This is a genomic window from Empedobacter stercoris (assembly GCF_020281205.1).
Classification (GTDB): Bacteria; Bacteroidota; Bacteroidia; order Flavobacteriales; family Weeksellaceae; genus Empedobacter; species Empedobacter stercoris.
This window is the reverse complement of the sequence record NZ_JACXZC010000004.1, coordinates 128,285-140,845: the sequence shown is the minus strand read 5'-3', so window position 1 is coordinate 140,845 and position 12,561 is coordinate 128,285. Positions and strand designations below refer to the sequence as shown.

Annotated in this window: 10 protein-coding genes; 4 read left to right on the top strand and 6 right to left on the bottom strand. The window is 30.8% G+C overall.

Features of this window, described 5'->3' with window-relative positions:
• Both IF125_RS03590 and IF125_RS03585 read left to right on the top strand, forming a co-directional pair.
• Window positions 1–461 (top strand): IS30 family transposase (locus tag IF125_RS03590; protein WP_225541548.1); only part of this gene is annotated, 461 nt, incomplete at its 5' end.
• A 196-nt stretch (window positions 462–657) separates the two neighbouring features.
• Complete coding sequence (locus tag IF125_RS03585) at window positions 658–1,242, top strand: SOS response-associated peptidase (protein WP_225541547.1); 585 nt, start codon at window positions 658–660, stop codon at window positions 1,240–1,242.
• Here the strand turns inward: IF125_RS03585 and IF125_RS03580 are convergent.
• Entirely contained in the window at window positions 1,231–2,037 is an 807-nt protein-coding gene (locus tag IF125_RS03580) for a GIY-YIG nuclease family protein (protein WP_225541546.1), read from the bottom strand. The genes IF125_RS03585 and IF125_RS03580 overlap by 12 nt on opposite strands.
• A gap of 90 nt (window positions 2,038–2,127) precedes the next feature.
• Here IF125_RS03580 and IF125_RS03575 point away from each other — a divergent pair, with 90 nt between their 5' ends.
• On the top strand, window positions 2,128–3,396 hold the full coding sequence (locus IF125_RS03575; protein ID WP_317197132.1) for a Y-family DNA polymerase: 1,269 nt from the start codon (window positions 2,128–2,130) through the stop codon (window positions 3,394–3,396).
• Window positions 3,397–3,855 carry a LexA family protein gene (locus IF125_RS03570; protein ID WP_225541545.1) on the top strand — a complete coding sequence of 153 codons (459 nt, stop codon included), beginning with the start codon at window positions 3,397–3,399 and terminating at the stop codon, window positions 3,853–3,855.
• 35 nt (window positions 3,856–3,890) lie between these two features.
• Here the strand turns inward: IF125_RS03570 and IF125_RS03565 are convergent, their stop codons facing one another.
• The 5 genes from IF125_RS03565 to IF125_RS03545 all read right to left on the bottom strand — a co-directional run bounded on the left by IF125_RS03565 (window position 3,891) and on the right by IF125_RS03545 (window position 12,450).
• Complete coding sequence (locus tag IF125_RS03565; RefSeq protein WP_225541544.1) at window positions 3,891–4,709, bottom strand: hypothetical protein; 819 nt, start codon at window positions 4,707–4,709, stop codon at window positions 3,891–3,893.
• Window positions 4,710–4,876: 167 nt separating this feature from the next.
• A complete protein-coding gene (locus IF125_RS03560) occupies window positions 4,877–5,275 on the bottom strand; it encodes a hypothetical protein (RefSeq protein ID WP_225541543.1) in 399 nt (132 codons plus the stop codon).
• 11 nt (window positions 5,276–5,286) lie between these two features.
• Window positions 5,287–8,454, bottom strand: coding sequence for a type I restriction endonuclease subunit R (locus IF125_RS03555; RefSeq protein ID WP_225541542.1), 3,168 nt, complete (start codon window positions 8,452–8,454; stop codon window positions 5,287–5,289).
• A gap of 2 nt (window positions 8,455–8,456) precedes the next feature.
• A complete protein-coding gene (locus IF125_RS03550; RefSeq protein ID WP_225541541.1) occupies window positions 8,457–10,613 on the bottom strand; it encodes a DUF262 domain-containing protein in 2,157 nt (718 codons plus the stop codon).
• Window positions 10,594–12,450 carry a DUF262 domain-containing protein gene (locus IF125_RS03545; RefSeq protein ID WP_225541540.1) on the bottom strand — a complete coding sequence of 619 codons (1,857 nt, stop codon included), beginning with the start codon at window positions 12,448–12,450 and terminating at the stop codon, window positions 10,594–10,596. The genes IF125_RS03550 and IF125_RS03545 overlap by 20 nt, the downstream gene beginning before the upstream one ends.
• Window positions 12,451–12,561: the final 111 nt, after the last annotated feature.

Here is a 12,561-nt window from a genome sequence, read left to right as displayed (position 1 = left end):
TCGAAGTCGATTTAATGATGGGGAAAGACCACAAATCAGCTCTATTAGTGATGACAGACCGAGCAACTTTGGTAACCACCTTAGACAAATTGCAAGGAAAAGACGCTCAAAACATTCAAGAATTAATCAATAAAAGAATATCCAGAATAGGTAGCAGCTGGATCAAAACCATGACTTTTGACAACGGAAAAGAGTTTGCCGGACACAAACAAATAGCCGAAAAACACCATATCAAAACCTATTTCACCCGACCCTACACCTCGCAAGATAAAGGAACTGTTGAGAACAGAATAGGCTTGATAAGAAGATTTTTACCAAAGAAAACAGACCTGAATTTAGTAAGTAACTTAAGAATCAAACAAATAGAAAAATTAATTAACAATAGAAGAGTAAGAAAGTTTGGCTATATTAGCCCTATCGAAAAACTAAAATCTACTTGGCCAGTTGCACTTATAACTTGAACATGGCAAATCAAATATTCCCATCACAATTAATTTTCTTGATACAACAAAACTACATAGAGCGTTACAATCTGATTTACGTGAAACCGTAAGTTTATAAAAAATTCGTTTCACTTGTTTTCAATCGTTTCAATAGCTTCTATTTTTTGATTGTTCTTTTCTTCCTAATCATTATCTTTATTCCAAAGTTGATGCTATGTGTTTTCATGTAAAAGTGACCAAAACAAAAGAACAGATTGAAAAGAAATCAAGGTTGAAATTCAAACCTGAAGTTAGATTTGCGCCAAATCCTCATTTCAAAGGTTTTGATCATCCGAAATTACCTGTTATCACCAATCAACAAGATTTTATTCATTTGTTGGAATGGGGTTTAGTTCCGCATTGGGCTGGAAATGATTTTAATTCGAATAACACCTTAAACGCACGTATTGAAACTATAGATGAAAAACCATCTTTTCGAGATGCTTACACCAATCGTTGTGTGATATTGGTTGATGGCTTTTATGAATGGCGACACGAAGGCAAAGACAAAATCAAATATGATATCGGAATCAACAATAATTTGATGTGTTTAGCAGGATTATATTCTGATGATACGTTTACGATAGTTACAACTGAAGCTGTCGGCATTATGGATTATATCCACAATACTAAACATCGTATGCCAATAGTCCTAAATGATGGTGAGAATTTGATGAATTGGTTAGATTGTAAACCAATTGTTCCGTTTACTGATTTCAGCTACCAGCGTGAAGATGGTCAAGTGAGTTTATTTGGATAATTCGGATTTTATATGTCGAAATAAGATTTTTCGGACATCCTTATTATCTTGTTTTTGTTCAATAAATGATTTCATTTCGTCTAGATTCTCAATTAAATGATCGCAATAGCCAAATCCTTTGTAAACTCCTTTTTCAATTAATACAATACCTTTTTCATTTTCAGTTCTTCCCACCAATTCAAATAATAAGTCCTTTTTGGGTAAATGTATTGTTTTCAAAAATTGACGAACTCTTTTGTTGTAAAGTTTCACATCTTCCCTATTTATACAAGCTCCGTTACATTCTTCTAAACTATATTGAAAACAACTTGATTTTGTTTTATATAATCCGTTTACTTTTTGACAAAGCTTATATTTTTCAGTGATGTAGAACAAGTAATCTTTTGCTTCATTTTGCGATGTAAATGAAATGATTTCGTTTCCAGAGTTGTCAATTTTCTTTATTATTAATGCGTGATAACCATCCGAATTTATTTCTTTATATAAAGCGTAAAAAAACTTAATTTTTCGTTGAGCTCGATTAAATATTGGCAGATTTTGTTTGATTAATTCAGATTCTCTCAACAAAGCAATCAATTCATTTCCTGTATTTTCAAATTGTATAGAATGCGTAAAATGCTGAAGTTTAATTTCCTTTTTATCAAGTGATTTGAAATGCTGAATCAATCTTTTTCTGATATCAATACTTTTTCCAATGTAGATAATATCTTGCTTGTCGTTGTATAAATAATACACGCCACAAATATTTTTTGGAACTTGGTCAACCAACATTTTCAATCTATCATTCAGTACCATGGCACAAATTTACTGAATCAATTTCTAATTATTATTTTTTAACACTTTTCGACGACACCTTGTAGCGCTTTATTTGCTCAACTTTGTAACATGATGTATGCTTTAGTTGACTGCAATAATTTTTATGCTTCGTGCGAACGAGTTTTTAATCCAACCCTAAATGGAAAGCCAGTTGTGGTACTTTCTAACAATGATGGTTGTGTAATTGCACGTTCTAATGAAGCAAAAGATTTAGGGATTCCAATGGGTGCTCCTGCTTTTGAATACGAGAATAATTTTAGATTAAATAAAATCAATGTTTTCTCTTCAAATTATGCTTTATATGCGGATATGAGTAATCGCGTGATGATGATTTTAAAATCTTATTGCCCTGATATTGAAATTTATTCAATTGATGAATCTTTTCTTCTTTTCAAAGGCTTTGATAACTATGATTTGGTAAAGTACGCCCAAGAAATTAAACAAAAAATATATACCATTACCAAAATCCCTGTTTGTATTGGTATTGCTCCTACAAAGGCTTTAGCTAAAGTGGCGAATCGAATAGCAAAGAAATTTCCTAAACATCATAATGGTGTTTATATGATTGATTCGAAAGATAAAATTGATAAAGCTTTAAAATGGTTAAAATGTGAGGATATCTGGGGAATTGGACGACGTTTAGCTAAACGTTTAGCTTTTATTGGTTGTAAAAACGCGTATGATTTTACATTATTGAGTGATGAATACATTAAACGAAATTTCTCCATCGTCGAATTGCGTTTGAAAAAGGAATTATTAGGCGAAAGCGTCTTAAAATTAGATGAAGTTCAACGCAAAAAATCAATTGCGACCACTCGAAGTTTTGAGAAAACAATCAATGATTATGAAAATCTGAAAGAGCGTGTTTCTACATTTGCTGTTTCTTGTGCCGAAAAGCTTAGAAAAGAACAATCAAAATGCAACATTATTACTGTATTTGTGATGACCAATCGTTTTGATGAAAAGCAATCATTTGTTTCAAACTCATTAAGTACAACCTTAGATTTTGATTCGAATTCGAGCATTGTTTTGTCCAAATCTGCTTTATTTTTATTGGATAAATTGGTGCCTGCAGAAGGAAAAGTTCCTGATTATAAAAAAGCTGGCGTTATTGTTTCGGCTATTACGCCCGATAATCAAGCACAGATGAATTTATTTCACGAAGATTCTCCAAAACATAAAGCGTTGATGAGTGTAATGGATCAATTAAATGCGAATTATGGCGATCATATGCTAAAATTAGCTTCGCAAGATGTGCGTAGAAAATGGAAAATGAAGCAAGAACGTTTGTCACCTTGCTACACAACAAGATTTACAGATATTTTAAATGTTTATTAAATGGTACATTTTATTCAAGTTCCGAAATTCTCAGAAGAGTTAATCAATATCCCTATCAAAACAGATGGTGATAAACGATTTGTTCAATTTTTTGGTGATGTTTCGGCAGGTTTCCCCTCTCCTGCTGCTGATTTTGTACAGAATAATATTAGTTTGGATGAAATTTTACTGAATCATCCCGAAGCAACTTATCTTAATCGTGTGGGTGGCGAAAGTATGTATCCTGAATATCTGAAAGGTGATTTACTTATTATCCGTTCGGATATAGAACCCAGACATCATGATGATATTGTGGTATCGGTCAACAATTCCGAATATACCTTCAAACGTTATGATGCCATCAACAAACAACTGATTTCTCTTAATCCGAAATACAAAAATTGTATTCAATTACAAGATGAAGATGTGGTCATTATTTTGGGAGTTGTAACAGATTTGGTGAGGAATAAGAGGAAGTAAAACGATTAATATTTTAAATAGATATATCAATTGTTTTACTTTTCATCAAAATACTCAACTAATTTGTAATTTCCATCATAATATTTTTCTAATAATTCTTTTAAATAATATTTATGTTGTGCTCCAGTTAAGACTACAATAGATTTACCTTTATTTTCGTAGACTGTTTTAATAATATTAGATGCCATAGTATTATTTCTCAAATCCCAAAATTTACACCATAACAAAAAGCCTTCTCTGTAAGATATTTTTTCTCCATTTGGTTTTGTAACAAATCGTTCAGAAAATATTTTCTCTGAATTAGTTATTTTTGGTAATTCATGATGCTGTAGATATTGTCTATATTTATTAAAAACTTCAAATTCGATACTATTTAAAGTCTTTATATCAGATTTAAAATATTTAATTAAAACCTTATTTGCTTCGTTGTATTTCTTATAAATTTCAGAATTTACATCGCTTAATAAGTTTTTATGATATAAACTATCTATTAGGTGAATTGTTAAATCATCAGTAGGTGTCATTCCATTATTTTTCCTGTAGGAATTTCTACCTTCAAATTCAAAAGACAAGTTTACTGTCTTAGGATTTTTTTTTATGTAATTAAGCGATGCATTTCTTTCATTAGAATTTGGATCCAAATCATCAAAATAAATAGCCATGTTATGACTATCACTTTCTTGTAATAATATTTCAGGTTTTATTTCATCTAATATTTTAAGAAGTGTTTCTGGCGTCAAAATAGTTGATGAGCTATGTACAGTTCCAATAATATATATTTTTGATTTTTCTATATTTTGCGCGAAAGAGAAGTTTAAAATAATGAAAAATAGTATTGTCAATGAGTATTTCATTTATGCAATTGATTAAAGCTAAGTTTCAAAAGTAAAAAATAATGATTGATAAATAAAAAAGAATTTCTACAGCAAATAAGGTTATTCTAAAAGAAAAAAAACTACACTATTAAAATACATGAGCCGATTAGCATAAATAATCGGTTCATTTTATAAATTTATAATAATTAGTAAACCTTTACCTCTCCTCCATTTTTTTCTTCATAACAACTTGCCCAAGTAAAATAATCATATTCAATTTCTGACCAACTATTGTCTTCAAATTCAAAACTATAGTTTAAGTTAACTTGATTCAACTCAAGAGAAACATGTAACCGATCTTTGTCTACAAAATTTATTAATTGATCAAACAGTGTGTTATCGTTTAGTTTTTTAAGTACAAGTTCAACCATGTTAGTTGGATTATTCTTTTTCAACATATTATCTAACATTATTTCGCCAACAATTACAACGTCTAACGCTTCATTGTAACGATACAAAACCCAGTAATTTTTTAATGATTGAACTTGATCGATTTCAAAATCAGAACAGGTACAAAACGTGACATCAGCATAAATTTGACACATAAATTTAAGTTTTAAAAATTAGAGTATGAATACACATGCTGATACACCTCTAAGCTTCGCAAACTGACTTCTTCATCTGTATATTTTTCTTCAGGTAGCCATAAAAGTTGATCATAAATTGTTGTTTTTACACCTGACCGTATTTCGCGACTTTCTTTCCAATTCGGAATATTTAGCTTTTCACGTTGAAGTATTTCTAATGTTTCTATTGCTACTTTTTTAACCATTTCCTTCTCCCCATCTGTAAGCTTTTTTCCTTTTACTAAAAGATCGAAAATAGATAATGTAGGTTGGTCTAGATTCTCTTGAAAAGCACGCTTTTCTTCTCCGGAAAGCTGCTGAATAAATTGTGTTAGACTTTCAAAACTACGCTGTAATTCAATATCGGATTTACCATTATTATACTCTTCTACAATTTCTTTGTAACGTTCGTAAAACTCTAAACGCAATGGATTCTCACGAAGCATTTGTTCTAATTTTTGTTCGACCGCCTTATTAAGATCATAAACCAACTCATTTTTACGTGGTAGTTTTTCAAAAGCTTTTTTTAACGCTTCAATATTGAATTTCGACAAATCAATATATACATCAGTAGGTTCAGACACTGCATCTATTGATACACTTTCATTCACTACTTCCTGCAATCGCATAATGACCTCTGTGACATCGGCTGATTTTACTTTTTGATTCAACCTATTATATAAAGCATCAATCGCATTGTATTCTTTCACAAATTGCTTTGCCTGTTTTTCAGGGAATAAAGCTTTGTATTTTCTAAACATATTACGAGCTGAAATTTCAAACTTAGCTCTTGTCTCGTCATTACGACAAATTGCATTTGCCCCATTATTAATGGCTGCTATTTTTGACATCGAATTTGCTTCTATTAATGTTTGAATATCAAAATCGAGTTCTAAAAGCATACTAACAACTTCATCAATTGCTTGTTTGATCTCATTACCCATAGCTTCTAATTGCTCAAAAGGTTTTTCTTCTTTATCACCAGATTTATTCCCCTTATCACCTTCTCCATAGATAGCATAAGCTTTTTCTAATTGCTGGTAAACATTACCGTAATCGACGATCAAACCATTTTCTTTTTCATCATCGTACACACGATTGGCACGAGCGATGGTTTGCATTAATGTATGACCTTTTATGGGTTTGTCCAAATAAACCGTAGAGACACAAGGTGCATCAAATCCAGTAATCCACATGGCGCAAACAATAGCTAAACGGAAAGGATTCTCTTCATCTTTAAATTCCTTTTCTAAATTTCGTTCTACCATTTTGCGACGGTGACTTTCGATATCCAAATTCATTTTCTTGAATTTATCTACCTCATTTTGCTCCGAGCTTACGACCACGCAAACTTCAGTTTCTCTTACTTGTTTGTATTTACGTTGAAGCTCTTGTTCTTCTTGAATATCTTGTGCTTTATCTATTCGAGATTTCAACTCCAATAGATAATCAGGCCAATACTCCATTACGTAATCATACATACGCACAGCAGTAGGTTTGTCTAAAGCTACAAACATAGCTTTACCTTGATAACCACGTTCATTAAAATGCCACACTAAATCTTTGGCAATAGCACGAAGACGTGATTCTGAGGTAAGAATAGGATATTCTTTTTTGAACAGGTAAGCTAATTTCTTTTGTTGATCTTCATCCAAATCTTCATTCTCTAGAATTTCAGCCATTTGCTCATCTAGTGCTGGATTTTCGATATTTAAACGTTCACCTCGATTCAAGTATTTTAAAGGTAATGTAGCTTCATCTTCAATCGCACGTTTAAAATCATAAACCGAAACATATTCCCCAAAAATGTTTTTGGTTACTTCTTCTTCATCTTTGATGATTGGAGTTCCTGTAAAACCTAAATAAGAAGCATTCGGCAAACCATAAAAACGCATATTTCGAGCATATTTTCCACCTTGTGTACGGTGGGCTTCATCCGAAATTACAATAATATTTTTACGATCGGTGATCAATGGATATTCGGTTTCCTTTTCAGGATCAATGGAGAATTTGTGAATCAAAGAGAAAACATAACGGTGATTCTCGCTCAACAATTCACGTAAATGTTCACGTCCTGAAATACCACTCTTCTTTCCTGCTATTATATTCTTATTATTGACAATGCCTACTCCAGAAAAAGTATCATACGCTTGGTTCTCAAGCTCTGTACGATCAACAACTATTAAAAAAGTATAGGATCCACCAAATTTTCGATGTATTTTCTCACACAAGAAAACCATAGAATAGGTTTTCCCTGAACCTTGTGTATGCCAATACACCCCTAATTTACCTTCTAAATCTTCGATGTTTTCTACATTATCCAATACGCGATTCACACCAATAAACTGGTGATTCTTCGCCATTAGTTTGACGACATTGCCACTGCTTTCATCAAAAAGTAAGAAGTTTTCAAAAATATCCATCAAATGTGTTTTAGAACAAACACCTCGAAGCATCGTATCTAAACTTACCACACCTTCTGCCTCTTCGGTAATTCGTTTCCAGTCCAAAAAGTATTTGTATGGACTGGTTACCGTTCCTACTTTGGCATCAGTTCCATTAGAAAGGATCACAAAAGCATTGTGATGAAACAAATGTGGTATGGTATCTTTGTAATCTTTGAAATTATCATCATAAGCGGAACGTAAATCCACTGCATGGGATTTGAGTTCTATAAAAACCAAGGGAATACCATTTACAAATCCTACTACATCAGGTCTGCGATTGTGCAATTCTCCAGTAACTTCCAACTGACGAACGGCTAGGAAATCATTATTTTCATAGTCGTTGAAATCAAAAACACGCAACGTTTTCTTCTGTGCTTTGCCTTCAGCGTTTGTAAACGAAACTTCTACTCCATTTTTCAAGAGTTGATATTTCGCCTTATTTTGTTGTGCTAAGTTTTTACCTGCTTCTTTCTGTACTATCTTTTCAATTGCACGTTTATAAGCCAAATCCGGTAAATCGGGATTATAGCGTTTTAAAGCAGCTAATAAATGGCGCTCTAACACCACTTCGGTTTTATTATCACGTCCTAACAAACCTTCTTCACCAAAGGATTCGTTTTGCCAAGCTGTTACCACTTGCCAACCCAGCTCTTTCAGTACATCTTCCGTAGCTTGTTCTATCAATTGATCTTCAGAGTATTCGTAGGACATGGTTAATTGGTTTTTAGTATTTTAGAATAAAATGCATTGATATGCTTTTTACTATCATCAAAATAATTATAATCGGCACCTTGCCATTTCTGACGATAATGTTGGAATCTAACGTTTGAGTTAAAAAAAGAATTAAACTTGGCTGGATTTAGATAGACTCCAAAGTTCTTCCCTTTACCATAATGCCAATTATTTAAATTTTTCAATGCTACATAATAAGCATATAGTTGATCTTTTAAATCAAATTCATTTTTTAAATCATCTAAAGTAGAATACTTCATTAGAAATTGGTTGAAAATATCTTGAAAATAATCTTCACATGTAGTGAATTTTTCAATCTCAAGCAACTTTAACAAAAATTTCTTATCTCTAATCAAATGAAAATCATCCGAATTCTTACATACTATAATTTTATGTTTTTCATTATAATCCTTTACTTGATAATAATCGGTTAACAATAATACCCCCCAAATATTATCGGATATTTTCTCATTATCTTGTGATGTCAGTTTTTGAAAATTAGTAAACATTCGTTTAAACTTAACTAGATCAAAACTTAAGGCATTAAAAGCGTCAAATAATTTTGAATGTTCAAAATCGTTAGGTTTATTTAGAGAATAAGTAAACTGCAAAATTGGACTGATCTTTCCATTAAGAATATTATTATCCTCAGCCTTCCAAAAAGCACCTTCTATATCTTCTCTACTTTGACCTCCTAAATAAATAGAGAATTTAAAATGCTCCTCAGGAGTCAACAATGTTTTAGAAACTATTCCTTTTTGAAAATTTATCACTTTCGCAATGTCGTCGTCTACCTTTACCAAATTATCAACCAGTCTGATTGCATTAATTACTTGTTTATTTATGGTTTTAGTTATGGTTTTATCTTTTGTTAAATTGCTTAAATATCTAAATAGTCTAAAGATATTTTGATTACTTATATCTTTTTTTTCTTCCAACAACTTGTTTACGTAGTGTAATACTGGAATAAATTTAAAACAATCAATTTGGCTTAATACTTTATTTGATGGCGAAAGCCATTGTCTTGAAATTAAGTTATCAGATATTGAATCGTATTTCGCTAAAAAACTTTTATCTAGATCATATACATTAAATAAATATTCTAATGCATCGAAATACTTTTCGATTTTTTCGATTGAGAAATAGTTCTTATTTAAATGTATTTTTTCACCTTGAATAAGGATAATTATATTTTTAGTAAAGGATTTATCATCTATTTTTTCATCTTCATCGTTATCAAAATCATTGTCATCCAAAGTCATTTCAATAACTTGAATCCATCTCAAAAATTCATTTAACCCTACATCCGAATTTGAATTTGATTCGTTTTTATCTCTGTATTTCCAAAAGAAATCTTGCCATTCCTCCCATTTTTTTCCGTATTCAAATATATTAGCGTCATCAAACATCAATGCAGCCTTATTCTCTTCATTTTTGGAGAGGGCTTCTCCTCGGGCATTCATTGTTATATACAATTCTTCTCCTTGATTAGTCGCTTCCGTTTTAAAATGATAAAATTTTATATTATTTAAAATGAAACCAAAATATTTTTCTTTTCGACCATCAAATTTTTTATCAATAAACTTTAAAGCTTGGATCATTGATAAAACGGTAACATCTTGATTAAAATCATTTAATAACCAACTTGCTTTGTATTCTAAAATCTGTCGTAATTTATCTATAGAGTCAACTTTAGAAATTAAATCCAAAATAAAAATATGTGTAAGGTTTCGTACTTTATAATCAAATGCAACCTGTTGATAATCCTCAAAGCGTAACGCGTCTTTAAAATCTTCTATTCTATTCTCTTTTAAAGCCGTATAAAATAAAAGTAAAAACAAAGTGGTAAATCTTTGTTGACCGTCTATTAGATTTTCATCTAAAAAACGTTCATAATTAAAATTTACATAACTCGGTTTATAGGTATATAAAAAGCCTACATTAATTTTTAAAGAAGACTTAGGATTTCCGCAGACATCACAAGATTCACCAATTTTATCGATGATAGAATCTAAAAAGCGATTTAATACATCTGGGTTATTTCCCCACACATATTCTCTTTGTATCTCTGGTACAATAAAGTTATTTTGAGATAATAAAAATAATAAACTCTGTTCTTTAAGCTGCTGACTCTTCATTTTCTTCTTTTTTTATTTCAAAAAAAACTCTAATGTTCTCTTCAATTGATTTACAATTATTTTCAATATCCTTAAAAGTCCATTCATTTAAATTGATAACTTCTTTACGACCTTTTACAAATACATTTAATGTATGTTGTCGAACATATTCGCCATTTTGAACATTATTAATTACTGAAGCTCGCTTATCTATGTAATAATCATTTCCAAATCCTCTATTGATTGAATAATGCAACAAGACTAAATTACCAATTGCATTAATTAGAGTTGATTGATGTATTTTATTTTCTAAATCCTTTAAGATTTCTTCCTTCTCTAAGTCAGATTTTCTTTTCCAATCTTTTTCTCCAAAAGGAAATAAATCTTTTTTATCCAATTTGGTTAGATAGGCATCAATACACTCAAAATCATTACTTGAATTTTCTAATTCTTTTATGTTTTTAGGAGTACAAGGATAAATATGCTCCTTGTCTTCCTTATGCTTTTTGAAATGGGTAGGTGATAAAAAACGATAATTATCATTGGAAGAAATCTCTATCACATCTAGCAGTACCAAAAATTCTTCTAAACGATCAGATTCATACCAATTCGTTTTGTTTTCACCTTCAAAATTTAATATTTGTTCACTCCAATAAGCAAATCCTGACTCATTTTTATTCTCAGGACGAAAGACAATTTTTTCAATATCCTTCTTAAGTTGTATTTTAAAATAATCTCGATTAATCTCCGTTTCATTCCATAATTCATAATACTTTTTGAAACTGAAATTTCTTTGATTATTTGCTAAGTATCCCAAATAATGATATATGGCACGATCACTATACCAATCTACCAATGTTCTGTGCAAGGTTATTAATTCCTTATATAAGGTTAAAGAAGTAATTGAACTATTTTCAAATAATTTTAATTTCAAAACATTAGCCTTAGTAGATGCCCAAAGCTTATATAGAATATTAATAGGATTTATATCTTCATTAAATTCAATTGTTTCTTGTTTATCTAACTCTAATTTCGCAAAAGGTTTATAGTAGTTAGCCACATCTTTAGTAGACCACCATTGGTTTAGTTGATCTAGTTCCCAACCAATACGTGTTCGCTTTTCATTCATTCTCACTATATCTTTAATAGAATCTTGTTTAAATGAAACCATTTCTTCTCGTGCTACTCGAGTGATGATGATAGCTCTTACCAAATCAGCTCCATCTAATGGTACTTTTCCAGTATTCAAATTCATGAAAAGTTCCTGTTCCTTGATATTCGAGTGAATTTCATTGACAATGAATTTTACGTTGTTTATGAATTTTTCTCTAAATCTGCCAAGATTTATTTGATGATCATCAATCGTTTTTTGAAAGGTTCTGATAGCCGAATACATATAATAGATATCCTGATGATCAAAATCCAAATCCTCAAACTCGGTACAAAATGAATCAAAGTCTTTAGCATGTAGAATTGAATGGATAAAATTTTGAGATTCATTTTGAATCTTTTGCATAAAAACATTAGAACTCTCTCTTACTGCGTATATAAATTTATCTTTTAGATAATCCTGAACCCCTAAAAAACAAAATAATAAATAAGTAGTCGTGAGTCTTTGCTGTCCATCCACTACATGTAAAATATTTCTATCTGCAACAGAAGGATAAAGCGTTATATTTTGTAAACAATAAAACAAATCATCTGTCTCATCAGTTTCAAATGAATTGATATCTAAAATTAATTGAGAAATCTGCTTTTCACTCCACTTATATCCACGTTGATATTCAGGAATTTTAAATATTCGATCTCTAAGATAATTTGTATATACATCTTTTGTGCTATATATCAACTCAGCCATAGTAATCTGTTTTCATAATTAATAGTCGTCTTCTGGTTTAAAATTAGTTTTTATGTTAGTTGCATCGGCCCTGAGACCCAACGGACCCTTCGAGAACCTCAGGGTCCGTAG

Bases quoted from the DNA above. Each gene is read 5' to 3' on its own strand.
- IF125_RS03585 (WP_225541547.1), top strand. From the start codon at position 658: ATGTGTTTTCATGTAAAAGTGACCAAAACAAAAGAACAGATTGAAAAG.
- IF125_RS03580 (WP_225541546.1), bottom strand. From the start codon at position 2,037: ATGGTACTGAATGATAGATTGAAAATGTTGGTTGACCAAGTTCCAAAA.
- IF125_RS03575 (WP_317197132.1), top strand. From the start codon at position 2,128: ATGATGTATGCTTTAGTTGACTGCAATAATTTTTATGCTTCGTGCGAA.
- IF125_RS03570 (WP_225541545.1), top strand. From the start codon at position 3,397: ATGGTACATTTTATTCAAGTTCCGAAATTCTCAGAAGAGTTAATCAAT.
- IF125_RS03565 (WP_225541544.1), bottom strand. From the start codon at position 4,709: ATGAAATACTCATTGACAATACTATTTTTCATTATTTTAAACTTCTCT.
- IF125_RS03560 (WP_225541543.1), bottom strand. From the start codon at position 5,275: ATGTGTCAAATTTATGCTGATGTCACGTTTTGTACCTGTTCTGATTTT.
- IF125_RS03555 (WP_225541542.1), bottom strand. From the start codon at position 8,454: ATGTCCTACGAATACTCTGAAGATCAATTGATAGAACAAGCTACGGAA.
- IF125_RS03550 (WP_225541541.1), bottom strand. From the start codon at position 10,613: ATGAAGAGTCAGCAGCTTAAAGAACAGAGTTTATTATTTTTATTATCT.
- IF125_RS03545 (WP_225541540.1), bottom strand. From the start codon at position 12,450: ATGGCTGAGTTGATATATAGCACAAAAGATGTATATACAAATTATCTT.